At 69.3% G+C, this 24,950-nt stretch carries 20 protein-coding genes; 5 read left to right on the top strand and 15 right to left on the bottom strand.

The features are described from left to right. Window positions 1-200: 200 nt before the first annotated feature. The 3 genes from ACWETB_RS06020 to cobN form a co-directional block, all read right to left on the bottom strand. Window positions 201-1,826, bottom strand: a complete 1,626-nt coding sequence (locus tag ACWETB_RS06020) for an amidohydrolase (protein ID WP_348803875.1) — start codon at window positions 1,824-1,826, stop codon at window positions 201-203. A 36-nt stretch (window positions 1,827-1,862) separates the two neighbouring features. Then, on the bottom strand, window positions 1,863-2,363 hold the full coding sequence (locus ACWETB_RS06015) for an FxsA family protein (protein ID WP_348803874.1): 501 nt from the start codon (window positions 2,361-2,363) through the stop codon (window positions 1,863-1,865). A 164-nt stretch (window positions 2,364-2,527) separates the two neighbouring features. Beyond that, a complete protein-coding gene (cobN, locus tag ACWETB_RS06010) occupies window positions 2,528-6,154 on the bottom strand; it encodes a cobaltochelatase subunit CobN (RefSeq protein ID WP_452209947.1) in 3,627 nt (1,208 codons plus the stop codon). A 234-nt stretch (window positions 6,155-6,388) separates the two neighbouring features. On the opposite strand from cobN, the gene cobG reads away from it, so the two are divergent. From cobG to ACWETB_RS05995, 3 genes are read left to right on the top strand one after another with little or no spacing between them, the layout of a single operon-like run. Then, window positions 6,389-7,582: a precorrin-3B synthase gene (gene cobG, locus ACWETB_RS06005; protein WP_449742813.1), complete on the top strand. Its 1,194-nt coding sequence runs from the start codon at window positions 6,389-6,391 to the stop codon at window positions 7,580-7,582. 12 nt (window positions 7,583-7,594) lie between these two features. Continuing rightward, window positions 7,595-8,218: a precorrin-8X methylmutase gene (locus tag ACWETB_RS06000; protein WP_449742814.1), complete on the top strand. Its 624-nt coding sequence runs from the start codon at window positions 7,595-7,597 to the stop codon at window positions 8,216-8,218. Between the two features lie 2 nt (window positions 8,219-8,220). Continuing rightward, complete coding sequence (locus ACWETB_RS05995) at window positions 8,221-9,741, top strand: precorrin-2 C(20)-methyltransferase (RefSeq protein ID WP_449742815.1); 1,521 nt, start codon at window positions 8,221-8,223, stop codon at window positions 9,739-9,741. A 12-nt stretch (window positions 9,742-9,753) separates the two neighbouring features. On the opposite strand, the gene ACWETB_RS05990 is transcribed toward ACWETB_RS05995, so the two are convergent. Genes ACWETB_RS05990 through ACWETB_RS05975 form a run of 4 tightly spaced genes read right to left on the bottom strand, consistent with a single transcriptional unit; the run spans window position 9,754 to window position 13,352 of the window. Then, the gene (locus ACWETB_RS05990) at window positions 9,754-10,509 is read right to left on the bottom strand and encodes a cobalt-precorrin-6A reductase (protein ID WP_452209944.1); all 756 of its coding nucleotides are present in this window, start codon (window positions 10,507-10,509) and stop codon (window positions 9,754-9,756) included. Between the two features lie 13 nt (window positions 10,510-10,522). Then, the gene (locus tag ACWETB_RS05985) at window positions 10,523-11,311 is read right to left on the bottom strand and encodes a cobalt-precorrin-4/precorrin-4 C(11)-methyltransferase (protein WP_452209942.1); all 789 of its coding nucleotides are present in this window, start codon (window positions 11,309-11,311) and stop codon (window positions 10,523-10,525) included. Then, window positions 11,308-12,579 (bottom strand): precorrin-6y C5,15-methyltransferase (decarboxylating) subunit CbiE, encoded by a 1,272-nt coding sequence (gene cbiE / locus ACWETB_RS05980; protein WP_452209940.1) that lies wholly within the window; start codon window positions 12,577-12,579, stop codon window positions 11,308-11,310. Before cbiE ends, ACWETB_RS05985 begins: the two co-directional genes overlap by 4 nt. After that, a complete protein-coding gene (locus ACWETB_RS05975; RefSeq protein WP_348803863.1) occupies window positions 12,576-13,352 on the bottom strand; it encodes an SDR family NAD(P)-dependent oxidoreductase in 777 nt (258 codons plus the stop codon). Before ACWETB_RS05975 ends, cbiE begins: the two co-directional genes overlap by 4 nt. A gap of 68 nt (window positions 13,353-13,420) precedes the next feature. Between ACWETB_RS05975 and ACWETB_RS05970 the strand changes: the two genes are divergently transcribed. Continuing rightward, the gene (locus tag ACWETB_RS05970; protein WP_348803862.1) at window positions 13,421-13,822 is read left to right on the top strand and encodes a pyridoxamine 5'-phosphate oxidase family protein; all 402 of its coding nucleotides are present in this window, start codon (window positions 13,421-13,423) and stop codon (window positions 13,820-13,822) included. A 33-nt stretch (window positions 13,823-13,855) separates the two neighbouring features. On the opposite strand, the gene ACWETB_RS05965 is transcribed toward ACWETB_RS05970, so the two are convergent. Beyond that, window positions 13,856-14,977 carry a M24 family metallopeptidase gene (locus ACWETB_RS05965; protein ID WP_452209938.1) on the bottom strand — a complete coding sequence of 374 codons (1,122 nt, stop codon included), beginning with the start codon at window positions 14,975-14,977 and terminating at the stop codon, window positions 13,856-13,858. A gap of 137 nt (window positions 14,978-15,114) precedes the next feature. On the opposite strand from ACWETB_RS05965, the gene ACWETB_RS05960 reads away from it, so the two are divergent. Next, a complete protein-coding gene (locus ACWETB_RS05960; protein WP_449742993.1) occupies window positions 15,115-16,053 on the top strand; it encodes a 5'-3' exonuclease in 939 nt (312 codons plus the stop codon). A gap of 83 nt (window positions 16,054-16,136) precedes the next feature. On the opposite strand, the gene ACWETB_RS05955 is transcribed toward ACWETB_RS05960, so the two are convergent. The 7 genes from ACWETB_RS05955 to pafA form a co-directional block, all read right to left on the bottom strand. Beyond that, the gene (locus ACWETB_RS05955; protein ID WP_449742822.1) at window positions 16,137-17,144 is read right to left on the bottom strand and encodes a DUF4333 domain-containing protein; all 1,008 of its coding nucleotides are present in this window, start codon (window positions 17,142-17,144) and stop codon (window positions 16,137-16,139) included. Window positions 17,145-17,327: 183 nt separating this feature from the next. Further along, complete coding sequence (locus ACWETB_RS05950) at window positions 17,328-20,147, bottom strand: DEAD/DEAH box helicase (RefSeq protein ID WP_452209935.1); 2,820 nt, start codon at window positions 20,145-20,147, stop codon at window positions 17,328-17,330. 75 nt (window positions 20,148-20,222) lie between these two features. Continuing rightward, entirely contained in the window at window positions 20,223-21,212 is a 990-nt protein-coding gene (gene tatC, locus ACWETB_RS05945; RefSeq protein WP_449742824.1) for a twin-arginine translocase subunit TatC, read from the bottom strand. 12 nt (window positions 21,213-21,224) lie between these two features. Beyond that, complete coding sequence (tatA, locus tag ACWETB_RS05940) at window positions 21,225-21,491, bottom strand: Sec-independent protein translocase subunit TatA (protein ID WP_449742825.1); 267 nt, start codon at window positions 21,489-21,491, stop codon at window positions 21,225-21,227. An 85-nt stretch (window positions 21,492-21,576) separates the two neighbouring features. Beyond that, on the bottom strand, window positions 21,577-22,545 hold the full coding sequence (locus ACWETB_RS05935) for a helix-turn-helix transcriptional regulator (RefSeq protein ID WP_452209933.1): 969 nt from the start codon (window positions 22,543-22,545) through the stop codon (window positions 21,577-21,579). Next, window positions 22,545-23,549, bottom strand: a complete 1,005-nt coding sequence (locus tag ACWETB_RS05930) for a helix-turn-helix transcriptional regulator (RefSeq protein ID WP_449742827.1) — start codon at window positions 23,547-23,549, stop codon at window positions 22,545-22,547. The genes ACWETB_RS05935 and ACWETB_RS05930 overlap by 1 nt, the downstream gene beginning before the upstream one ends. Before the next feature lie 16 nt (window positions 23,550-23,565). After that, window positions 23,566-24,924, bottom strand: a complete 1,359-nt coding sequence (gene pafA / locus ACWETB_RS05925) for a Pup--protein ligase (RefSeq protein WP_348803854.1) — start codon at window positions 24,922-24,924, stop codon at window positions 23,566-23,568. Window positions 24,925-24,950: the final 26 nt, after the last annotated feature.

Raw genomic sequence — 24,950 nt, 5'->3', positions numbered from 1 at the left:
CCATCGGCGGGTGCGCGGCGACCATCGCTCACTGCGCGGCCACCATCGGATCCGGCCGGTTCCGGCGGCGGTGACGACGTCGTCGTGGCCGGAGTTGTCGTGGTGGGAGCCGTCGTGGCCGGAGTTGTCGTCCCCGGAGTCGCCCGCCACCCGTGCATCGTGTGCGGCGGTGTCCTCGGGTGCGGAACCGGGCCCCGGCGTCACCAATCGTCCCCGACGTAGACGTCGTGGCCGTCGCGGACGGTGCGCACGCAATGTGGCAGTCGCGCATCGGCGGACACATCGGGCAGTGCCGGGACCCGGGATCGCGGGTCGGTCGACCATCGCTGGACGCCGGCGTGCGAACCGACCACCACGAGCTCGTCGACGTCCCAGATCGCGTAATGTGCCGGGGCGCCCGGTTCCAGGGTGCCGGTCAGGCCGTCATGGGTGCCCCCGGCCCGCCAGCCACCCCGCGTCGCGGCGGCGAAGGCCGCGCGCGCGGACACCGCATGCTCGGCGCGATGCGGATGGACCGCGGCCCGCACCGTCGCCCACGGGGTGATCGGGGTGACCGGGCTGTCCGACGAAAATGACAGGGCGACACCGGTCTTGGCGAGCATCGCGAAATCGTTGAGGGTCGCGGCACGTGCGTCGCCGAGACGTTGGGCGTACAACTGTCCGGGCCCCGCCCATTCGGCGTCGAACAGGGGTTGCATGCCGGCCACCACCCCGCACCGGGCCAGCACCGCGGCGTCGTCGGCGTCGAGCATCTCGGCGTGTTCGATGCGGTGCGCGCACCGCGCCACCGCCGGGGTGCCGAGGTCGTCGGCGACCGCGGCGAACCCCGCCACCACCGCCTTGGCGGCCGCGTCACCGATGACGTGGAAACCGGCCTGAACCCGGGCGACGGTGCAGGAGTGGATGTGGGCGCGGACCACCTCGGGGTCGAGGTAGGCGATGCCGCCGAGTTCGGGTGCGTCGGCGTACGGCGCGGACAGCCACGCGGTATGCGAGCCGAGGGCTCCGTCGACGAACAGATCACCGCCGAGACCGTGTGCCCGGGTGATGGACATCAGTTCGGTGGCGTGCTCGGCACTCTCGGCCGCCTGGCCCCAGTACCGGCGCACGTCGACGGGATGGTCGAGTTCGCCGAGCGCCAGGAAATCATCGAGTCCGGCGATCTCCGGGCCGCCGTTCTCGTGCACCGACACGACCCCCGCCGCGGCGGCCTCGTCGAGCGCCCGGCGCTGCAGTCGTGCGCGCATCTCGGGTGTGATCAGGGTGCGTGCGGCGGCCCGCACCAGGTGATGGGCGTGTGCGACCAGAGGCTCATCGGGATGGAACCCGTCGGCGGCGGCCAGGTCCGGGACGAGTCGGCGCAGTGCCGTCGACGCGACGGCCGAGTGTTCGTCGACCCGCGCGAGGTAACACGGTCGGTGCCCGACGACCGCGTCGATCTCCGCGGTGGTGGGTACCCGGCGTTCGTCGGGGTCGGTGCCGGTCCAGCCGGAGTCATCCCAGCCCAGACCCCAGATGAGGTCTCCCTCGGCGGTGTCGGTGGCGGCGGCGCGGATGCGGGCGAGTGCGTCGGAGCGGTGAGTGGCCTCGCCGAGTGTCAGACCGTCGAGGGCCAGGCCGGTGGAGGTCAGATGCACATGGGAGTCGACGAACGCCGGCGCGACGAAGCGGCCGCGCAGGTCGGTGACGTGTGCGTCGGGATGCAGCGAACGGCCGACGGCGTCGGATCCGACCCAGGTGACGATCCCGTCGGTGACGGCGAGTGCCGTCGCGTCCGGGACGCTCGAGGAGTAGACGGCCCCGCCCAGCAACAGTTCGGTAGACACGGTGGTCCAGTGTGCCCTGAGCGCGTGTCCGGTCCGTCAGTGGCCCCGCGGCAACTGACGTTCACCCGGGGTCCACGCGCCGGTGTCGGCCGAGACCACGTCACCGTCGACGACGGTTCCGTCGATGACCGTGCCGCGCCGGAAGCCGGTGGTGGCATACACCCCCGCGCGGTCCATCGCGACGACCATGCGGCGGGCACCGAAGGCGGTCACCGCGGGCCGGATCAGGCGTCGAGTCGGCGGTGCCAGCAGCAGCATGCCGAGCAGCGTGGACACCACGCCGGGGATGACCAGCAGGAATGTGGATCCGGCGAGCATCGCGGTGTCGGCCAGCGGGGCGCGCGCGTCGACCTCGTTGCGGGATGCGCGGCGCAACTCGCCGAACACCTTGGCGCCCTGCCACCGCAGCATCACGAATCCCAGGACGGCCGCGGCGATCGTGATCAGCACCGCCCAGCCGAAGCCCAGGGTCATCGTCAACGCGACGAAGACGCCGATCTCCACGGCGAGGTAGATGAGTACGTATGCGAGTCGCATGGCGGTGCCTTTCGGTGACGGCCTTTCGGTGACGGTCTACCCGATGCAACGAACGAGCGTCCGATTTTGCTCCGCGCTGACCGCAGCGGTCCCTGGGAAGTCGCTGAGACCTGCCGGCCCTGTCGTCACCGCCGACTCGCGCCGCCGGCCCAGTCGTCCCCGCGTCAGTCGTCCCCGCGTCCCTCGATGTCCCCCTCGGTCTGCAGGTACACCGCGCGCAGATCGGCGAGCATCTCGGCGGGCGGCTCCTGCCACATCCGGCGTTCCACCGCCTCGAGGAGTCGTTCGGCGATGCCGTGCAGGGCCCACGGGTTCGACTCCTGCATGAACTGCTGATTGGTCTCGTCGAGGACGTAGGACTCGGTGAGCTTCTCGTACATCCAGTCGGCGACGACGTCGGTGGTGGCGTCGTAACCGAAGAGGTAGTCGACGGTGGCCGCCATCTCGAAGGCGCCCTTGTATCCGTGCCGCTGCATCGCCGAGATCCACCGCGGATTGACCACGCGGGCACGGAACACGCGGCTGGTCTCCTCCGACAGCGTGCGGGTGCGCACGGCGTCGGGTCGGGTGGAGTCGCCGATGTAGGCCTCCGGTGAGCGTCCGGTGAGCGCGCGCACCGTGGCGACCATGCCGCCGTGATACTGGAAGTAGTCGTCGGAGTCGGCGATGTCGTGCTCGCGGGTGTCGGTGTTCTTCGCGGCCACCGCGATCCGTCGATACGCGCCGCGCATGTCCTCGACGGCGGCGACACCGTCGAGGTCACGGCCATAGGCGTAGCCGCCCCACTCGGTGTAGACGCGGGCCAGGTCCTCGTCGGTGCGCCAGTCGCGGGAATCGATGAGCTGCAACAGGCCGGCGCCGTAGGTGCCCGGTTTGGAGCCGAAGATGCGCGTGGTGGCCCGACGTCGGTCGCCGTGTTCGGCGAGCGCGGCACGCGCGTGGGCGGCGACGAAGTTGTCCTCGTCGGATTCGTCGGCGCCGGCGGCGAGGGCGACCGCGTCGTCGAGCATCGTCACGACGTGCGGGAAGGCATCGCGGAAGAATCCGGAGATCCGCACGGTGACGTCGATGCGGGGTCGGCCGAGTTCGGCGAGGGGGATGAGTTCGAGTGTCGACACCCGTCGGGAGGCGTCATCCCAGACCGGCATCACCCCGAGCAGGGCGAGGATCTCGGCGATGTCGTCGCCGGAGGTGCGCATCGCGCTGGTCCCCCACGCCGACAATCCGACGGATGCCGGGAATTCACCGTGGTCGGTGCGATAGCGCTCGAGCAGTGAGTCGGCCATCGCCCGGCCGGTCTCCCACGCCAGTCGCGACGGCACCGCCTTCGGGTCGACCGAGTAGAAGTTGCGGCCGGTGGGCAGCACGTTGATCAGTCCGCGCAGCGGGGATCCACTGGGTCCGGCCGGGATGAAACCGCCGTCGAGGGCGTGCAGGACCCGGGGGATCTCGCGGGTGGTCTGGCGTAGGCGGGGCACCACCTCGGTGGCGGCGAAGGTGAGGATGTCGGCGACGGCCTGCGGGTGACCGTCGGCCGCGGCCGCCACGGCAGCGGCCGACCAGTCGTCCTTCGCGCACGTCTGCACCAGCCCGCGGGCGAGGTGTTCGATCTCGTCGACCTCGCCGCGGGCGGCCTCGCCGCTGCCCTCGGTGAGGCCGAGTGCCTCGCGGAGGCCGGGCAGCGCGGCGCTGCCGCCCCACAGTTGCCGGGCCCGCAGCATCGCCAGGACGAGATCGACCTCGGCGTCGTCGACGGGCGGCTCGCCGAGGACGTGCAGGCCGTCGCGGATCTGCACGTCCTTGATCTCGCACAGCCAGCCGTCGACGTGCAACAGCATGTCGTCGAAGACGTCCTCGTCGGGGCGTTCGGACAGACCGAGATCGTGATCCATCTTGGCCGCGGTCAGCAGCGTCCAGATCTGCTGGCGGATCGCGGGCAGCTTCGCCGGGTCGAGGGTGGAGATGTTGGCGTGCTCGTCGAGGAGTTGCTCGAGCCGGGCGATGTCGCCGTAGCTTTCGGCGCGCGCCATCGGCGGGATGAGGTGATCGACGAGAACCGCGTGGGCGCGGCGTTTGGCCTGCGTCCCCTCCCCCGGATCGTTGACCAGGAACGGGTACACCAGCGGCAGATCACCGAGGGCCGCGTCGGTGCCGCAGTCCGCCGACATGCCGAGCGTCTTGCCGGGCAGCCACTCGAGGTTGCCGTGCTTACCGACGTGGACGACCGCGTCCGCACCGAAACCCGGGATGTCCGAGGGATTCTCGCCCCGGCCGGCCACCCAGCGATAGGAGGCCAGGTAGTGATGTGACGGCGGGAGATCCGGATCATGGTAGATGGCCACCGGGTTCTCGCCGAACCCGCGCGGCGGCTGTACCAGGATCGCGATGTTGCCGAAACACAGTGCGGCCACGACGATGTCACCGTCGGGGTTGGTCGCGCGGTCGACGAACAGGTCACCCGGCGGAGGTCCCCAGTGGGCGATCACCGACTCCCGCAAACCGTCGGGAAGGGTGGCGAACCACCGCGTGTAATCGGCCGCCGACACCCGAATCGGATTGGCGGATAAGGCTTCCTCGGTCAGCCAGTCCGGATCCTGCCCGCCGGCGGCGATGATCGCGTGGATCAGTGCATCCGAATCGTCCTCGGCGAGGCCGGGAATCGCACCGTCACCGGTCGCCGGGCCGGTGTCGTAACCGGCGGTGCGCATCGCCGACAGCAGGCGCAGCAGGCTGCGCGGGGTGTCGAGCCCCACGGCGTTGCCGATGCGGGCGTGCTTGGTGGGATACGCCGACAGCATGATCGCGATACGACGCTGTGGAGGGGCGGTGTGCCGTAACCGGGCGTGCGCCACGGCGATTCCGGCGACCCGCGCGCACCGTTCGTCGTCGGGCGCGTAGGTGGGCAGCCCGTTCTCGTCGAACTCCTTGAACGAGAAGGGAACCGTGATGATGCGTCCGTCGAACTCGGGAACCGCCACCTGGGTGGCCACGTCCAGTGGTGACAGACCGTCGTCGTTGGCCTCCCAGTCCGCCCGCGGACCGGTCAGGCACAGGCCCTGCAGGATCGGGATGTCGAGTGCCGCAAGGCGTTCGATATTCCACGCCTCGTCGTCGCCGCCGGCCGAGGCGGTCGCCGGGGTGGCCCCGCCGGCCGCGAGGACCGTCACCACCAGCGCGTCGGCGGTGCCGAGGAGCTCGATGAGGTCGTCGGGTGCGGTGCGCAGCGACGCGCAGAAGACCGGCAGTGCGCGTGCGCCCTTCGCCTCGATCGCCCGGCACAGTGCGTCGATGTAGCGGGTGTTGCCCGCGAGGTGTTGCGCACGGTAGTAGAGCACCGCGATCGTCGGACCGTCGTTGTCGGCGGCGGCACGCTCGAGCACACCCCACGGCGGGGTCTGCACCGTCGGTTCGAATCCGAGGCCGGTGAGCAGAACGGTGTCGGACAGGAAGTTGTACAGATTGACCAGATTGGGCACGCCACCCGCGGCGAGGTAATTGTGGGCCTCCTGCGCGACACCCGCCGGTACCGTCGAGAGGGCCATCAGGTCGGGGTCGGGTTGCTGCTCACCGGAGAGCACGACCACCGGGGAACCCACCGCCAGAACCGCATCGAGCCCCTCCTCCCATGCCCGACGGCCGCCGAGGATGCGGACGACGGTGAGGTCGGCGGCGGCGACCATGTCACCGACCTCGTCGACCAGCAGACGCGACGGGTTGGCCACCCGGTAGTCGGCACCACTGGCATGCGCGGTGATGAGGTCGGTGTCGGAGGTCGACAGCAGCAGGATCATGGTGCACTCCTCACCGGGGTTGCGCGCCCGGTCACGACGGTCGGGGCACCCAGTCGCAGGTCTGGCTTGTGGGCGTCGTCGGCCCGACACAGTGGCGCGACCGCGCCGGAATCGCACCGGCTTCTGCCGCACTGGGTGTGCCCGAAAGCCTAGTCGAGCCCTCCGGCGCCGGAACACCCACGTCGACGCCGCGGCGAGGGGACACACTCGTGTCCGCGACGAGGAGACACACTCGTGTCCGCGACTACCCTCGACGGTGTGACCGGCCACGACCAACGCCCCGCCCACGACCGCTGCCCGGGTGTCTTCGACCCCCATCCCGCGGCCGACGGTGCGCTGGCGCGCATCCGGCTGGTCGGCGGATCGCTGAAGCCGTCGGCGATGGGTGCCCTCGCCCGGGTCGCCGCCGACCACGGCGACGGTTTCATCGAGTTGACCGGCCGCGCCAACGTCCAGTTGCGCGGGATCACCGACGTGGCGGCCGTCGCCGACGCCCTGATCGCCGCCGACCTCGTCCCCAGCACCACCCACGAGAAGATTCGCAACATCGAGGTCAGTGCCCTGACCGGTCGGATCGGTGGTCGGGCCGCCGTTCGTGAGGTGGCGGTCGCCCTCGACCTGGCGCTGCGCGCCGAGGCCGCGCTGACATCGCTGTCGGGACGTTTCCTCTTCGGCGTCGACGACGGTCGCGGTGACATTCTCGCCCGACGTCCCGACGTGTGTGCCGTGGTGCGTGCCGACGGCCGTACCGACATCATGATCGACGGGACGGGCGTCGGGTCGGTGGCCGACTCGGCCGACGTCGCGCCCGCCCTCGTGGCCGTGGCGACCGACATGGTGGAGATCGCCGGGCCGCGTGGCGCGTGGCGTGTCCGTGACCTCGACGACACCTCGCGCGCGCGGTTGCTGACGGCGGCGGCCGCACGGCTGACGCCACCGGCCGGGGCGGCCGACGACGCCGAGCCGGTCGGACCGGCCGAGACGATCGCGCCGATCGTCGGATGGTTCACCCAGGACGACGATCGGGTGCTGCTCGGTGCCGTCGTCGAGGCGGCGCGAGTGCCGGCGCGGTTGGCGGAGTTCCTGTCCGCCATTGGCGCCCCCATCGTCGTGACGCCGAACCGGGAGATCCTGATCTGCGATCTCACCGAGGGCGTCGCCGAGACCGTGGTGCGGGTTCTGGCACCGATGGGCTTGATCTTCGACGCCGCCTCGCCGTGGGCCCGGGTGAGTTGCTGTGTCGGGGCGCCCGGCTGTGCCAACGCCCACGCCCCGGTACGCGCCGACCTGATCGCGCACATCGCCTCCGGTGCCGAGATCACCGACCGGCAGCATTGGGTGGGCTGCGCGCGTGGATGCGGGTCGCCCGCCGGACCGCATCTGCGGGTGGAGGCCGGGCCGGACGGATACGTGCGCAGCGCCCGCTAGGCTTGTCCCACCATGACTGACTATCTGCGCGACGGTGCCGCGATCTATCGGCGATCGTTCGCGATGATCCGCGAGGAATCCGACCTGTCGGCGTTCGCGCCGGACGTGGGTACCGTCGTCGTCCGGATGATCCATTCCTGCGGGCAGACCGACCTCGCCGGTGACGTCGTGGCCACCCCGGGCGTGGTGAGTGCCGCCCGCGGCGCGCTGCGGTCCGGTGCACCGATTTTGTGCGACGCGACGATGGTCGCCTCCGGGATCACCCGACGGCGTCTGCCGGCCGACAACGAGGTGATCTGTCACCTGAAGGATCCGCGGGTCGCCGCACTCGCCGAACGGATGCAAACCACGAGAACCGCTGCCGCGCTGGAACTCTGGGGAGATCGACTCGAAGGATCGGTGGTGGCGATCGGGAATGCGCCGACGGCGCTGTTCGCGTTGTTGGAGATGATCGACGCCGGGGCGCCGCGGCCGGCGGCCGTCGTGGGGGCGCCGGTGGGCTTCGTCGGAGCGGCCGAATCGTGCGCCGAACTCGCCGCCCGCACCGACCTCGAGTTCATCACCGTCACCGGCCGCCGCGGCGGATCGGCGATCACCGCCGCGGCCGTCAACGCCCTGGCCACGCCGGAGGAGTGAGGGTGTCGGCAGCGCCGGGAGTCGGCACGCTCTGGGGTGTGGGCCTCGGCCCCGGCGACAGCGACCTGGTGACGGTCAAGGCCGCCCGCGTCATCGAGAGCGCCGACGTCGTCGCCTACCACTGTGCGCGCCATGGCCGCAGCATCGCGCGATCGGTGGCCGAACCGTACCTGCGGGACGGGCAGATCGAAGAGCGCCTGATGTATCCGGTGACCACCGAGACGGCCGACCATCCCCGTGGGTACCGTGGCGCACTCGACGACTTCTACAGCGAGAGCGCCGAAGTGCTGGCGACCCACCTGAGCGCCGGGCGTGACGTGGCGCTGCTGGCCGAGGGCGATCCCCTGTTCTTCAGCTCGTACATGCACATGCACAAACGACTCGCCGACCGCTTCCCCACCGAGATCATCCCCGGGGTCACGTCGGTCAGCGCGGCGTCGGCGGCCACCGAGATCCCGCTCGTCGAGGGTGAGGAGACACTCACCGTGGTGCCCGGCACCCTGCCGGTGCCGCGGATGCGCGAATTGTTCTGTCGCGCCGATGCCTTCGTGGTGATGAAACTGGGCCGGACGTTCACCCGGGTGCGCGAGGCCCTCGCCGCGGCCGACCGGCTCGACGAGGCCTGGTACGTCGAGCGGGCATCGACGTCGGTGCAGAAGGTGGCTCCAGCCGCGGACGTGGATCCGGCTGCGGTGCCCTACTTCTCGATGATCGTGGTCCCCGGCCGCACCAACAATCCACGCGCCGACGTCGCCGGGCAGGTGCGTGGTGAGGTGGTGGTCGTCGGGTTGGGTCCGGGTGCCGACGACTGGACCACCCCCGAGGTCACCCGCGAGTTGGCGGCGGCCACCGACCTCGTCGGGTACAAGACCTACCTCGCCCGCGTCTCGGCGCGGCCCGGTCAGCGCGTGCACTCCTCGGACAATCGGGTGGAGGCCGAAAGAGCGGAATTCGCACTCGATCTCGCGTCGCGCGGGGCCCGCGTCGCGGTAATCTCGTCCGGCGACCCCGGGGTGTTCGCGATGGCGACGGCCGTCGCGGAGGTCGCCGCGGACCCACGCTGGGCGGACGTGGCGGTGCGGGTGGTGCCCGGGGTGACGGCGGCATCGGCGGTCGCCGCGGCCGTGGGTGCTCCCCTCGGTCACGATTTCGCGGTGATCTCGCTGTCGGATCGGCTCAAGCCGTGGGATGTGATCGTCGAACGGATCCGGCACGCGCTGGCCGCCGATCTGGTGATCGCGATCTACAACCCCGGTTCGGCGAGCCGCCACTGGCAGGTGGCGGCACTCAAAGAGATTCTGGCCGAGGCGGTCCCGGGTGATCGGGTGATCATCCTCGGGCGTGACGTCGGCGGGCCCCAGCAGTCGCTCACCGTGACCACCGTGGCCGCTTTCGACCCGGCCATCGTCGACATGCGCACCCTGGTGATGATCGGGTCGTCGGCGACGACGGTGGCCTCGCGGGCCGCCGGGGATCTGGTCTTCACCCCGCGCGACCATCCACGCGGCGGATCGACGCGGTGATCGGGGTCTGAATCACTCGGCCGGCAACTGATCGGCCACCCATTGGCCCGCGGTCGCGACATCGTCGGTGACCGGTGTGTCGGCCGGTTCGCCGGGACGATCCACCATCACCACGCCGACACCCAGCATGCGTGCGGCGTCGAGTTTCGGTCGGGTGAGCTCTCCCCCGCTGTTCTTGGTGACCAGCGTGTCGATGCGGTGCTCGCGCATCAGGGCCAGTTCGCCGTCGAGGTGGTACGGGCCACGCGAGCGCAGGATCTCGTGATGCGGTGGTACCGCGCCGGTCGGGGGGTCGACGACGCGGATCGCGAACCAGGCGGAGGAGATCTGGGCGAACGCCGAGACATCCTGTCGTCCGGTGGTCAGCAGAATCCGGCGCGGACCGTGTTCCATGGCGCGTGCGGCCGCCCCGATCGTCGGAACCATCCGCCAGACGTCGTCGGGTCCGGGCAACCACGCGCGACGACGCAACCGCAGCAGCGGGACGCGCGCCTCGGCGCAGGCCGTCGCGGCGTTGGTGGTGATGGTGGCCGCGAACGGATGGGTGGCGTCCACCACCGCACCGATGCGGTTGTCGCGCAACCACTCCCGCAGACCCTCGGCGCCGCCGAAGCCGCCGATGCGGACCTCTCCGACGGGTAGGCGGGGATTGGATACCCGCCCGGCAAGCGAACTGATGACGTCGTGGGGGCCGTCGTCGAGAACACGTGCCAGCGCCCGGGCCTCGGCGGTTCCCCCGAGAATCAGCACGCGGCGTCGCCCGTTCATGGGTGTCGACCGTTCATGGGTGCGGGTCCGCTCCGTCGGCGTCGGCGCGCAGCTTCGTCATCCGCGCCGTCGAGTACAGGTAGCTGTCGAGGCGGTCCGGGCTGTCGGCCGCGCCGAGAACCGCTCCGACGAAGATGACGGCGGTGCGTCGAATCGCGTTGGCCGCCAGCGCCCCGGGCAGTTCGGACAGCGCGCACCGGATGACCTGCTGTTCGGGTCGCGAGGCGAAGGCGACCACCGCGGTGGGACAGTCGGCTCCGTAGTGCGGCGTCAACTCGGCGGTGATCTGCTCGGCCTGATGCGCGGCGAGGTGCAGCGCCAGGGTCACGCCCGTCGCGGCGAGGGTGGCGAGGTCCTCCCCGGTGGGCATGTCGGTCGACAGGGTCGACACCCGGGTGATCAAGAGGCTTTGTCCGACACCGGGAATGGTGAGTTCGTTCTCGAGGGCCGCGGCGGCGGCGGCGAAGGCCGGTACGCCGGGCACCCACTCGACGGCGATGCCCAGCGCACGAATGTGTCGGACCTGCTCGGTGACCGCCGAGTACAGCGACAGATCCCCGGAGTGCACACGCGCGACGTCATGTCCGGCGGCGTGGGCGTCGGAGATGTGGGAGATGATCTTCGGCAACGGCATACGCGCGGTGTCGATGATGTGGGCGTCGGGTGCGCAGAGTCCCAGGATCTCGTCCGGGACGAGGGACCCGGCCACCAGTGCCGTCTGACACCGCCCGAGGATGCGCGCCCCGCGCAGGGTGATCAGGTCGGCGGCACCGGGGCCGGCACCGATGAGGTAGACGGTCATCGGCTCCCCTGCCCGGCGGGTGTGTCACCGAACCACTGGACGATCGGCAACGCCGGGCGCCACGCGGAGAAACCACCCAGCGGCGCGGCCGTCTCGATGCCGATCCGGCGCAGGACGCCGGGATGGTCGCGGTGCCAGTCGATCATCAGGGTCTGATTCTCGATGGTCACCGCGTTGACGACCAGACGACCACCCGGAGGTAGTGCCGCCCAAGCGGATTCGAGGATGTCGCGGGTGAGTCCACCGCCGATGAACACCGCGTCCGGCGGTGCGGCGGTACGCAGTGCGTCCGGTGCGGCGCCGCGGATGTCGACCCGCTCGGCGACGCCGTGGTGTCGGGCGTTGGCCGCGATGCGTTCGGCGCGGTCCGGATCCTTCTCGAACGCCACCACCCGCACCCCGGGAGCGGCCCGCAGCCATTCGATGCCGACGCTCCCCGATCCGGAACCGATGTCCCACAACACCTGTCGCGCCGAGGGGGCCAGAGCGCAGACGGTGAGTGCGCGGACCGCGGACTTGGTGATCTGACCGTCGTGATCGAAGGCGTCGTCGGCGCGACCGGGCAGCGTCGAGCGGTGCGGCCCCACACAGGCGAGCGCAATGATGTTGAGAGCGTCCACGATCGCGGCGCGGTCCCAGCCGTCGACGGTACCCGAGGTGACGCGTTCGGCCGGGCCGCCGAGCTGTTCGAGCACGACCATGCCCGAGGCGCCGAATCCGTTGTCGGCCAGCATGTCGGCGACACGCGCGGGGGTGGCGGCGTCCCGGCTCAATACCAGCAGCCGACGGCCGTCGGTGATCTCGGTGAGCACGATCTCCGGATCGGCGGTGACCGCGCTGACGATGACGGTCCGGGCCAGATCCCACCCGAGTCGGGCGCAGGCCAACGACGCGCTCGACACCTGCGGTATGACGGTGACGCGATGGGCGCCGACGGCACCGACGATGGTGGATCCGATGCCGTGGAACATGGGATCACCGCTGGCGAGGACGTGGACCGTCGACGACCCCGCGGTAGCGGTGGTCGAATCGAGGAGCGCGGCAAGGTGTTCGGACATGGGCGAGGTCCACGGGACACGTCGGCCGGCCGGTCCGTCGAGCATGTCGAGTTGACGGCGGGAGCCGTGGATGACGGTCGCCGACTCCAAGGCGCGACGGGCGGGCGGGGTGAGACCGTCCCACCCGTCGGCGCCGATCCCGACCACGACGAAATGCGGTCCGTCGGCGCGAGCGGCTTCGGGTGCTGGGGTTTCTGGTGTCGGGGTCATCGCGGAAGTCGTCGCCAGATCGCTCGTGGCAACATCCGCATCCCGGCGAACAGTGGCCGCAGAGCCCACGGAACCCACACCTCGCCCTTGCCCTTGCGGTACGCCCGCGCCACCGCGGTCGCGACCTGATCGGCGGTCACCGACAACGGTGCCGGCGCGGTGCCCGCGGCCATCAGGTCCGCGGTCATGTTGCCGATCACGAAGCCCGGGCGCACGAGCAGCAGGCGGGCACCGCTGCCGTGCAGGGCATCGGCCAGGCCCGAGGCGAATCCGTCGAGTCCCGCCTTGGTGGAGCCGTAGACGTAGTTGGCGCGGCGCACCCGGATCCCGGCCACCGAGGAGAACACGATGATGGTGCCCGAGCGTTGCGCCCGTAGCGCGGTGGCCAACGGCGTGAGCACACTGATCTGTGCGAGGTAGTCGGTGTGGGCGATCTGCAGTGCGTGGGTGATGTCGGTCTCGGCGCGGGCTTGATCACCGAGAATGCCGAAGGCGACGATGGCGACCTCGATGGGGCCGTGCTCGCGCACGATCGCGTCGATCAGTGCCGGATGGGAGTCGGTGTCGTCGGCGTCGAAGGCGATCGTGGACACCGACGTCGCCCCGGCCGCCCGAAGTGTCGCCGTCTCGGCGTCGAGGTCGTCGGGGCGTCGTGCCGCCAGCACAATCGGATGGCCCGGGGCGAGCTCGGCCGCCAGCGCCACCCCGATCTCGCTGCGACCGCCGAAGACGACGACGCTGCCGGTCCGGTTCTGCCCACCATCATCCGTCACGTTCCGAGTATTTCATCGACGTGAGGTGGGGGCGTGAGGGTGGTGAGTCCCCCACTACCGTGGAGGCCATGTCACGATCGCGGTCCGACCTGGGTGCCGAGGCGCTCACCTTTCTCACCGAACGACATCTGGGCGCCATCACCACCCTGCGTGCCGACGGCACGCCACATGCGGTGGCGGTGGGGTTCACCTACGACCCGGAGTCGGGACTGGCGCGGGTGATCACCGTGGACGGCAGCCAGAAGGTCCGCAACGTCGAGCGCGGTGGATACGCCGCTCTCACCCACGTCGACGGGCCCCGGTGGTTGACCCTCGAGGGTCCGGCCCGGGTGCGCCGCGAGCCCGACCGCGTCGCCGAGGCGGAGAACCGCTACGCCGCGCGGTACCGCCAACCGAAGCCGAACCCGCGGCGCGTGGTCATCGAGGTGACCGTCGAGCGGGTGATGGGATCGCGCACCCTGCTGGGGTGAGGACTCCGGGGGTGAGACTCCTGGGGTGAGGACTCAGAGCACCTGCAGTTCATGGGGCCGGGTGTTCAGCGCCTCGTGACCGTCGTCGGTCACCACCACGATGTCCTCGATGCGCGCACCCCAACGGCCGGCGAAGTAGACGCCGGGTTCGACGGAGAACGCCATCCCGGGTCGCAACTCGAGGTCGTTGCCGCCGACGATGTAGGGCTCCTCGTGCACCGAGAGTCCGATGCCGTGTCCGGTGCGGTGGATGAACTGCTCGGCAAGTCCGCTCTCCCGCAACCGATCCCGTGCGGCCGCATCGATCGATTCCGCGGTGACACCGGGACGTACCGCGGCCACCGCGAGTGCCTGCGCATCCTGCAGCGCGGCGTAGGCATCGGCGATCTCCGATGAAGGCTCCGAAAAGCAGTAGGTGCGTGTCGAATCCGAGTTGTACCCGGGTTCCACGGGGCCACCGATGTCGATGACGACGATGTCGTCGGGCGTCACCACGCGATCGGACTGTTCGTGATGGGGGTCGGCGCCATTCGGTCCGGACCCCACGATGACGAATTCGGCACCGGTATGCCCCTCGGCGACGATGGCCGCCGCGATGTCGGCGGCGATGGCGCGTTCGGTCCGCCCGGGCCGCAGCCACTGCCCCATCTGCGCATGCACACGATCGATGGCCGCCCCGGCCCGACGGAGGGCGTCGATCTCGTCGGCATCCTTGATCATTCGCAGTTCGCGCAGCACATCGGTCGCCAGTTGTGGTGTCGCAGCGATCCGGTCGGCGATCGGAATGACATGGAGCGCGGGCATGGCGTCCGACACCGCGATCCTGGCGGCGGACGGCAACCCGGCGAGCGCCAACGCGTGGGCGTCCTGACCGTCGACCCAGTCGGCGACCTCGATGTCGAGGTCTCCCACCGCGGACTCACGCAACGATGCGGTCTCCAGACGAGCCACCACGAGTCGGGGCGTTCCGTCGGCGGGGATCACCAACGCGGTGAGCCGCTCGAAGGTGTTCGCGCGCGACCCGACCAGGTACCGGAGGTCGGGACCCGGCGAGACGATCAATGCATCCAGGCCTGCCTTCCCGGTGAGTTCGGCCGCGCGGGACACCCGCGCTCGATAGACGTCGGAACCGAAACGCGCTGCGGTGGTGCTCATGTGGGCAGCCTACGCGGGATTCACCCGAGTGTGACGCCGACGAACGCCGGCAGGTGGACGTGACACCGGGATGGATCGGCCCGGACCGGGATGACACAGTGGTAAGCGTGGCCGACACTCACCCGACCGGATCGCTCATGCTCCTCGACGGGGCCAGCCTGTGGTTTCGATCGTTCTTCGCCCTGCCGGAGAAGATGACCGCGCCGGATGGGCGCCCGGTCAACGCCGTTCGCGGGTTCATCGACACCATCGCGAATCTGGTCACCCGTGAGCATCCGACGCGGCTGGTGGTGTGCCTGGACCTGGACTGGCGGCCGACGTTCCGGACCGACCTCATTCCGTCGTACAAGGCGCACCGGGTGGCGCACCCCGCGACCGGTGGCACCGACGTGGACGTCGAAGAAGTACCCGACACCCTCACACCGCAGGTCGACATGATCGCCGATGTGCTTGCGGCGGTGGGACTGTCGACCTCGGGCGCGCCGGGATGTGAGGCCGATGACGTCATCGGCACACTGGCGTTCGCCGAAGCCACGGACCCGGTGATCGTCGTCAGCGGCGATCGGGATCTGCTGCAGGTCGTCACCGACGACCCGGTGCCGGTGCGGGTCCTCTACGTCGGACGTGGGCTGGCCAAGGCGGAGATGATGGGCCCGCGCGAGGTGGCCGAGAAGTACGGCGTTCCGCCGGAGCGGGCCGGCGCGGCGTATGCGGAGATGGCGATCCTGCGCGGCGATCCGTCCGACGGTCTCCCCGGCGTGTCGGGGATCGGTGACAAGACCGCGGCCAAGCTCATCTCGGCGTTCGGTGGTCTCGACGAACTCGAAGCGGCCGTCACCGACCCCGCATCGGATCTGCCGCCACGCAATCGCAAGGCCTTGGTCGCCGCCGCCGACTATCTGTCGGTCGCGCGCACCGTCGTCTTCGTGCGCACCGACGCGGAGACGATCGACAGCGGGAACGATCACCTACCGACGGCCCCGGCCGATCCGGCACGCCTGGCCGACCTCGTCGAGGAACTCGGCATCGGCGCGTCGATCACGCGGCTGTCCAAGGCGTTGGCCTGGGACGTCTGACATGCGCTGTGACACCACGGTGCCTGGGTGCGCAGATCTGGCTGCTCACCCAGGCACCGTAGGAGTCACCGAGATCGGGGCACTCAGCTGGTCGGCCGGGCCACCTGGTACTTGCCGTCGTCGTCGAGGAAGGTCACCTTCACGTTCTGCTGCTGACCGCCGACCTTGACCGTGCAGGTAAACGATGCGCCCTTCTCGACGCGCTGACCGGATGGGCAACTGACGCCGGTGACGTCACTGGCCTGATAATCCTCTGTGAGGACCTGCTTGACGCCACTCTCGGCGGCGGACTGATCGAGCGACCGCGGCCACCACCACAACCATCCGGTGACGACGATGACGATCGCGATGACGACGAGAGCGGCACCCACCCCGATGAGGATCTTCCACGGACCCTTCTTCTGGCCGGTGGCCATCCCACCGAACTGATCGGGCTGCCCGTAGGCGCCGTACGGTCCCGGCTGGCCCGGCTGACCCGGTTGCCCTGGCTGGGAGAACTGACCCGGCTGGCCGAACTGACCGAAGCCTGCCGTGCCCGGCTGGCTCGGCTGTCCCGGGGCGAATCCACCGCTGCCCGGCGCGCCGAACGGAGAGGTTCCCGGCTGTGCCGGCTGACCGTATGGGTTGCTCGCCGCTCCCGGTTGGGCCGGTGTGCCGTAGGGCGTGGTGCCGGGTTGCCCGTACTGACCGGCCGCCTGCTGAGTGGGATCGGCACCGTATCCACCGGGTTGCTGTGGGGTCGTCGGAGCCATCTGCGTCGGGTTGTACTGTCCGGGCGCACCCGGTGTCTGTGGCGGCGTTCCGAATCCGCCGGAGCCATATGCGGGCGGCGGCGTCTGCCCCGGGGTGGGTGTCGCGGTGGTCGGCGGTGCCGGTTGGCCGGTCTGTCCGAAACCGGGTTGCCCGTATGCCGGTGGTTGGCCGAATCCGGGTGTCGCCGGCGGCACCGTGGTGGGATCGCCCGGTGCCGGTGCCGGTGGCTGTCCCTGTCCGGGGATACGGACGATCTCGGTCTTACCGTCCTCGGGACCACCGCCCGCGCCATGGGGTGGCTGGCCGGCCTGTCCGTTCGGGTCGTTGGGGTAGCTCATGTGTGGTGTCTCCCGCCCTCTTCTCGGTCGCCGTGGCCACCGGATGTGCTGCTCGCTCAACCGGGTCGGCAGACACTGCGACACCGCCCGATGCTGTCCGAAACGTTACCTCAGGCACCACACACAATCACTTACTCACGCCCGATGCGCACAAGTGTCGGTCAGACGACCGAACGCGCGAGGTCACCCCAATTCGGCCGCGACGACGCCACGTCGGATGGAACCCACCGCCGACCGGGCCGGACGCGCCAGCGGGGAATCGTCTCCGACGCAGAGTCGGATCTGTTCGAGGAGGTCGACGACCTGCCGGTTCCACCGCACGAAGTCGCCCGGTGAGAGCAGATGGCCGCGTTCTCCGGCGGCGGCGAGACACTCGGTCAACGATCGGCCGCTCACCCACAGGGACACCGCCACGGAGAACCCGGTGTCGGGTTCGCGGGTCGGCGCGACCCGGTGACGGGTCTCGAGGGTGCTCACCTGTCGCCAGATGTCGACGGTGTCCATCATCGCCGTACGCAGCGCCGGATTCCCGGGCAGGGCGTCCACCCCCGAATAGCTGTCACGCCGAGACTCGAACACCATCGACGCGACCACCGCGGCGAGGTCGGGAGGCGAGAGCGAGTCCCAGATGCCCGCCCGGATGCATTCGGTGACCACGAGGTCGCTCTCACTGTAGATACGGCCGAGCACCTCGCCGGTGGGCGTGACGCGCACGGTCCCGTGGTCGTACTCGAGGTAGCCGAGTTCGCTGAGCACGCCGACGATGTGGTCGAAGGTGACACCGAGTGTCGAGGTGCGCTCCCCGATCCGTTGCTCGGCGCTGACGATGTCGCGGAGCAATCGGTTGCGGCGTTCGGCGAGCCGGAACAGTTCGTCGGAACCGTCGATGCGGTGGGCGGGATGCGCGCGCAGTTCGTGTCGCAAGCGGCGCAGTTCGGCGTCGTCGGTGGCCTCCGCACGCTTCTTTCCGCGGCCACGCGGCATCTCGATCCCGGTCGATCGCAGCGCCGCGGCCAGATCCCGCCGGCCGCGGCCGGTGCGGCGGTCGACGTTGCGCGGCAACCGCATTCCCCCGAGCACCTCCGGCGGGTTGATGAAATCGCCGATGCCGACGCGACCACACCACGCATCCTCGGTGAGGACGAGGGGTTTCGGGTCGGCGGGCTGGGTGGCGGTTTCGAGGACCACAGCGAGGCCGCGGTGCCGCCCACTCGGGACACCGATCACCGCTCCGCGTTTGAGGGAGGTCAACTCGGCGGCGATCGAGTCGTGGGTGGTGACGCGGCGTCGGAACTTGAGGTCGCGTTCGGTTCGCCGGATCTCCTCACGCAGGGTGATGTAGCCGAGGAAGCCGTCGTGGGCGCCGTCGGCCGGGGTGCGATCGCCGGGTTCCAGCGGTCCCGGATCGATCCCACGGGCCCGCGCGGCCTCGGCGAGCGCCACGTCGAGCTTGCGGAGCTGCCGCCTCATCTCGTCGACCTTGCGGGCCTGCCCGACCACCGAACGGTCGGCCTGGAACTGGGCGAATGAGCGGTTGAGCAGATCGCGGGAGCCGTTGATGCCCAGGCGTCCGATGAGGTTGACCGCCATGTTGTATTCGGGTGCGAAGGAGCTGCGCAACGGGAAGGTGCGGGCGCCGGCCAGGCCGGCGACCTGTTCGGGGACCATGTCCGGCGACCACACGATCACCGCATGCCCCTCGACGTCGATGCCGCGACGACCGGCACGCCCGGTGAGCTGGGTGAATTCGCCGGGACTCAGGTCGACATGCGCCTCACCGTTGAACTTCACCAACCGCTCGAGCACGACCGACCGCGCCGGCATGTTGATCCCCAACGCCAGGGTCTCGGTCGCGAACACCATGCGGACCAGCCCGCGGACGAAGAGCTCCTCGACGGTGTGGCGGAAGGTCGGCAGCATCCCGGCGTGGTGCGCGGCGAAACCACGTCGCAGCCCGGCACGCCACTCATCGACACCGAGTACGTCGGCGTCGGCGGGTGAGAGATCCATCAGGTGGCGGTCGACGACCTCGTCGACCGCGGCGACCTCGTCCGGTGCGAGCAGGCTCAGACCCGAACGCAGGCATTGCGCCAGCGCCCCATCGCATCCGGCCCGGGAGAAGATGAATCCGATGGCCGGCAGCAGGCCTTCCCGGTCGAGCTGTTTGACCACCTGCGGCCGGGACACGGTATTGCTGCGACGCGGTCGGCCGGACCGCCCTCGATGACCCCGCCGATCGTCGTCGTCGGTCAGCAGGATCCGGTGTCGGATGAAGCGTTTGAGGTCCGGATTGACCTTCGGTCGTTCGCCCGGTGCGTGGTGCGGATCGAAGAGATCGAACATCCGGTTGCCGACCAGCATGTGCTGGGTCAGCGGGACCGGACGATGCTCGTCGACGATGACGGTGGTGTCGCCGCGAACGGTCTGAATCCACTCCCCGAACTCTTCGGCGTTGCTGACCGTCGCCGACAGGCTGACGACCCGCACGGACGGTTCGAGATGCAGGATCACCTCCTCCCACACCGCACCGCGGAAGCGGTCGGCGAGGAAGTGCACCTCGTCCATCACCACATGCGACAGACCGGTCAGCGCCGGGGAGTTCGCGTAGATCATGTTGCGGACGACCTCGGTGGTCATCACCACGACCGGTGCATCGGAGTTGATCGAGGTGTCGCCGGTGAGCAGCCCCACCGATTCCTTGCCGTGCACGGCGACGAGATCGGAGTACTTCTGATTGCTCAGGGCCTTGATCGGGGTGGTGTAGAAACACTTGGTTCCCGACGCCAGTGCGAGATGTACGGCGAACTCGCCGACGATGGTCTTACCCGCCCCGGTCGGGGCGCACACGAGCACCCCGTGGCCGTCCTCGAGTGCGTGACAGGCACGGATCTGGAAGTCGTCGAGCGGAAAGCCGACGCGGGCGGCAAACCGGTCGAATGCCGAATGGGTGGGAGCAGGCCGGGAATCGACCGCAGGGTCGGTGGGAGTCATCGCCTCCAGCATGTCACTGTCGAGGACGTGCGGGGCAGCGACACGTCACGATCCGAGCGTGCCCGGCGCGATCGGAGCAGGTCGCGATCAGAGCACGTCGTCGAAGGTGTGTCCGTCCCGCGCGGACCGCCGGGGACCGGCAGGAGCCGATGACGCGGTCGGCGCCGTCGAGGGTGCGCCGACCTGCGAGGCCATCGGACGGGGAGAGGGTGCCGGGATCGTGGAGGCCTGATCGTCGGGCAGCGATTCCCACTCGGCCGAGCGTTTCGTGCGTCGCCGGTCGTTGAAACGGGCGATCTGGATCGCGATCTCCTGCAGCATGGTCAACGCCAGTGCCAGCGCCAGCATGGTGAACGGGTCCTGCCCGGGTGTCACGATCGCGGCGAAGACGAACATGGTGAAGATCAGGCCGCGTCGCCACGCCTTGAGACGCGCGTAGGTGAGAACACCGACGAGATTGAGGGCCACGATCAGCAGCGGCAACTCGAAGCTGACGCCGAAGATGATCAACAGATGGATCATGAACCCGAAGTACTGATCGCCGGCGAGCGCGGTGACCTGCACATCGTTGCCGACGGTGAGCAGGAAGTGGAAGGCCTTGGCGACGACCAGATACGCCAGCACCGCACCCGCGACGAAGAGCACCGCGGCCGAGGACACGAATCCGATCGCGTACTTGCGCTCGTGGGAATGCAGGCCCGGGGTGACGAACCCCCAGATCTGATACAGCCAGATCGGGCAGGCCAACACCAGACCGGCGGTCAGCGCGACCTTCAGTCGCAGCATGAACTGGTCGAACGGCCCGGTCGCCAGCAGGCGGCAACTGTCGTCGGGGGTCAGCGAGGCGCGCGTCGATGCAGGCAGGGAACAGTAGGGTTCGCGCAGCAGGTCACCGAGCGACGGCAACCCCAGAAACCCATGGGAATACCAGATGAATCCGACGATGGTGGTGACCACGATGGCCACCATCGAGACCAGCAGTCGGTACCGCAGCTCTTGCAGATGCTCGACCAACGGCATCGTGCCGTCGGGATTCAGTTTGCGTTGGCGCCGTCGCGGGTCGAGTGGGATCCGCACAGTGGACGAACCTCAGGCGGACTTCTTCGTGGTCTCGTCGGTGCTCGACGAGGCATGCGGTGCCGAATCCGGCGAGGCCGGCAGTTCGCGTGGCTTCTCGGGTTCGGGCTTGGCGGCCGCGGGGGTCTCGCCGTCCTTCTGCATCTCCTGGACCTCGCTCTTGAAGATGCGCAGGGACTGCCCCAGACCCCGCGCGGCGTCGGGGAGCTTCTTCGACCCGAACAGCAGAACCAACACGATCAGCACGATGACCCAGTGCCACCACGACATTGCACCCATGAAGAACTTCCCTTTCCCCGTCGTCTGGACCTCATCGTACCGCGCGCATCACACCCATCGTTGCGCGCGCGAAGAGTTGCCCCCGTCACCGATAGCGTGCACGCGCCGCCGCGGCCGCGGCGATCACCGAGTTCGCGACGTCGGCGTCGTCGATCACCCGCACGTGCCCGCCGAAGCCGAGGAGGAATCGGGTGAGCCATTCCGGCGATCCGTACACGATCCGGGCGCGAACCGGGGCCTGCGGATCCGTTCGTTCGTCGAGCGCCTCGACCGGAGTCACCGTGTAGTAGTCGAGGATCCACAACTCTCCCGGATCGATCTCGATCAACGCGGTCGGGAGATCCGGGTTCTCCGACAGGATCGGCGACTGCGACGAGACGGCGGCCTGCTCCGGCGGCATGGACGGTTCGTCGAGCAATGTCGCGTCGTCGATCCGGTCGAAACGGAACAACCGAACGCCCTCGCTGTCGCGGCACCACGCTTCCAGGTAGGTGTGACTGTCGACGGCCTGGATGCCGATCGGATCGACCACGCGTCGGGTGACGATGTCGCGGGTGGCCGAGTAGTAATTCACCGACAGTGCGCGACCGGTGCGGACCGCCTCCCGGACCGTGCGGTACTGCGCGGATTCGGTGTGGGCGCCCGCATCGCCGGATGTGCCCGCGACCCCCGGGATGGTCAGGCCCACGGCCTGCTCGATCTTGGCGATGGCCCGGGTGGCGGCCTCGCTGTCGACGACGCCCGGGGTGTCCACGAGGGCACGCAGGGCGATCAGCATGATGCTGGCCTCGGTCGGTGTCAGCCGCAGCGGCCGGTCCATCCCCGCGGTGAATCCGACGTGGACGTGTCCCTCGCTGAACTCCAGCTCGATCAGGTCATCCGGGTAGTACCCGGGGAGTCCGCATACGAACAGTTGCTCGAGATCCCTGGTCAGTTGGGGGACGGTGACGCCGAGGTCGGCTGCCGCCTGCTCGACCGAGATCCCGTCGTGGGCAAGGAAATACGGAACCAAGGCGAGGAGTCTGCTCAGTCGTGAGGGTGCCGAGGCGGCCATCACCGGTTCACCTGCGCCAACTGATCGAGTGCGGAGACCACCGACTCGCGCAGTTCCGGTGGTGACAGCACGACGGCGTCCGCACCGGCGCCGAGGACCATTCGCGACAACGTCGACAGGGAGCGGATCTCGAGGTCGAGCAGGTCGCCCGGCTCCCCCGAACGGTCGAAGGACTCGCTGCGCTTGGCCGCTCGGCGCAGCCCGGCGGCCCGGCCGGACGCCACCCAGATCCGTGCGGTCCGCCCGTCCGACCCGGCGGCCGAGTCGACCGCGGCGGACACGATCCGTTGCAGGTCCGTGCCCTCGGGTGGCCGCGACCGGCCGGCCGGTCCGATGGCGTCGACGTCGGAGACGCGACTGAGCCGGAAGGTGCGGGTGTCGTCGCGGTCGCGGTCGTGGCCGACGACGTACCACCGGCCGTGGTGGGTGACCACGCCCCACGGTTCGAGTGTGCGACGCACCCCCGCGGTCCCCGACCCCGCGCGGTAGGTGAAGGTGATCGCACGCTCGGCCTGCAAGGCCGACAGCACCGCCCCGAGGGTCGCCTCGGTACCCATCGACCGTGTCGAGCCCCCCGCAGACATGCCGATCTCGTCGTCGGCCCGAACGTCGAAACCCGCGGCCCGCAGCTTCAAGACCGCGGTCTGGGAGACTGCTGAGATCTCCGGGGTGTCCCATAGGGTGGCGGCCATGGCGATCGCGGCGGCCTCGTCACGTTCGAAACTGATGTCGGGCAACTCGTAGCTGTCCCGGTTGATCCGGTAACCGTCGAGCCCATGGCCCATCGACGACGGTCCGGTGACCAGCGGGATCCCGAGGTCGCGGAGCTCTGTCTTGTCCCGTTCGAACATCCGGTTGAACGCCTCGACCGACTGGTCGTCGTCGTTGTAGCCGACGACGTTGCGGCGGATGTACTCGGCGGTGACGAACTGCCGTGTGGACAGCAGACAGATCACCAGGTTGAGCAGACGTTCGACCTTGGAAACCTTGGATGTTGGTGCCACCCGAGCAGCCTACGACTCACATGGACGCGATCAGGCGATCGACGCGCTCATCAACACTGCGGAACGGGTCCTTGCACAGCACGGTGCGCTGGGCCTGATCGTTGAGCTTGAGGTGCACCCAGTCGACGGTGAAGTCACGGCCGGCCTTCTGCGCCGCCGAGATGAAGTCACCGCGCAACTTGGCCCGCGTGGTCTGCGGCGGTTCGTTGACGGCGGTCTTGATGGCCTCGTCGGTGGTCACCCGACGGACCAGCCCCTTCCGGCTCAGCAGGTCGAACACGCCGCGACCACGTTTGATGTCGTGGAAGGCGAGATCGAGTTGCGCGATCTTCGGATCCGACAGATCCATCGAGTACCGGTCCTGATAGCGCTGGAAGAGTTTGCGCTTGATCACCCAGTCGATCTCGGTGTCGACACCGGAAAAATCGCCGCTCTCCACCGCGTCGAGCATGCGGCCCCACAGATCGACCACCATGTCCATCTCGGGATCCGGACGTCGGTTGACCAGGTGCTCGACGGCCCGCGCGTGGTACTCGCGCTGGATGTCGAGGGCGCTGGCCTGCCGGCCGCCGGCCAGTCGCACCGGCCGGGTGCCGGTCGTGTCATGACTGACCTCGCGGATGGCGCGGATCGGATTGTCGAGCGCGAAATCGCGGAATGCGACGCCCGCCTCGATCATCTCCAGCACCAGCGCCGCCGAGCCCACCTTCAGCAGGGTCGTCATCTCCGACATGTTCGAGTCGCCGACGATGACGTGCAGGCGGCGGTACTTCTCGGCGTCGGCGTGCGGTTCGTCGCGGGTGTTGATGATCGGTCGCGACCGGGTCGTCGCCGACGACACGCCCTCCCAGATGTGTTCGGCCCGCTGCGACAAACAGAACGTCGCCGCCTTCGGTGTGGCGAGGACCTTGCCGGCACCGCAGATCAACTGCCGCGTCACCAGGAACGGCAGCAACACATCGGAGATTCGGGAGAACTCGCCGGCCCGGACGACGAGATAATTCTCGTGACAACCGTACGAATTGCCCGCGGAGTCGGTGTTGTTCTTGAACAGATAGATGTCGCCGCCGATACCTTCGTCGGCCAGTCGCTGCTCGGCGTCGACCAACAGGTCCTCGAGCACCAACTCGCCGGCCCGGTCGTGGTTGATCAGCTGGACGAGGCTGTCGCATTCGGCGGTGGCGTACTCCGGATGGGAACCCACGTCGAGGTAGAGCCGGGCCCCGTTCTGCAGGAACACGTTGGAGGACCGGCCCCACGACACCACGCGGCGGAAGAGATACCGCGCGACCTCGTCCGGACTGAGCCGACGATGTCCGTGAAAGGTGCACGTGACACCGAATTCCGTCTCGATGCCCATGATTCGACGCTGCACGTGATCAACCCTACCCGTGTGACCGG

Source organism: Gordonia sp. NPDC003950, from assembly GCF_053605205.1.
The sequence above is the reverse complement of the archived record's forward strand: the minus strand, read 5'-3'. Positions and strand labels throughout refer to the sequence as shown.

What these genes read in the sequence shown, in the direction of transcription:
- ACWETB_RS06015 (WP_348803874.1), bottom strand. Translation starts at nt 2,363, where the DNA reads ATGCGACTCGCATACGTACTCATCTACCTCGCCGTGGAGATCGGCGTC.
- cobN (WP_452209947.1), bottom strand. Translation starts at nt 6,154, where the DNA reads ATGATCCTGCTGCTGTCGACCTCCGACACCGACCTCATCACCGCGCAT.
- ACWETB_RS06000 (WP_449742814.1), top strand. Translation starts at nt 7,595, where the DNA reads ATGACTGACTATCTGCGCGACGGTGCCGCGATCTATCGGCGATCGTTC.
- ACWETB_RS05990 (WP_452209944.1), bottom strand. Translation starts at nt 10,509, where the DNA reads ATGAACGGGCGACGCCGCGTGCTGATTCTCGGGGGAACCGCCGAGGCC.
- ACWETB_RS05985 (WP_452209942.1), bottom strand. Translation starts at nt 11,311, where the DNA reads ATGACCGTCTACCTCATCGGTGCCGGCCCCGGTGCCGCCGACCTGATC.
- cbiE (WP_452209940.1), bottom strand. Translation starts at nt 12,579, where the DNA reads ATGACCCCGACACCAGAAACCCCAGCACCCGAAGCCGCTCGCGCCGAC.
- ACWETB_RS05970 (WP_348803862.1), top strand. Translation starts at nt 13,421, where the DNA reads ATGTCACGATCGCGGTCCGACCTGGGTGCCGAGGCGCTCACCTTTCTC.
- ACWETB_RS05965 (WP_452209938.1), bottom strand. Translation starts at nt 14,977, where the DNA reads ATGAGCACCACCGCAGCGCGTTTCGGTTCCGACGTCTATCGAGCGCGG.
- ACWETB_RS05960 (WP_449742993.1), top strand. Translation starts at nt 15,115, where the DNA reads ATGCTCCTCGACGGGGCCAGCCTGTGGTTTCGATCGTTCTTCGCCCTG.
- ACWETB_RS05955 (WP_449742822.1), bottom strand. Translation starts at nt 17,144, where the DNA reads ATGAGCTACCCCAACGACCCGAACGGACAGGCCGGCCAGCCACCCCAT.
- ACWETB_RS05950 (WP_452209935.1), bottom strand. Translation starts at nt 20,147, where the DNA reads ATGCTGGAGGCGATGACTCCCACCGACCCTGCGGTCGATTCCCGGCCT.
- tatA (WP_449742825.1), bottom strand. Translation starts at nt 21,491, where the DNA reads ATGGGTGCAATGTCGTGGTGGCACTGGGTCATCGTGCTGATCGTGTTG.
- ACWETB_RS05935 (WP_452209933.1), bottom strand. Translation starts at nt 22,545, where the DNA reads ATGGCCGCCTCGGCACCCTCACGACTGAGCAGACTCCTCGCCTTGGTT.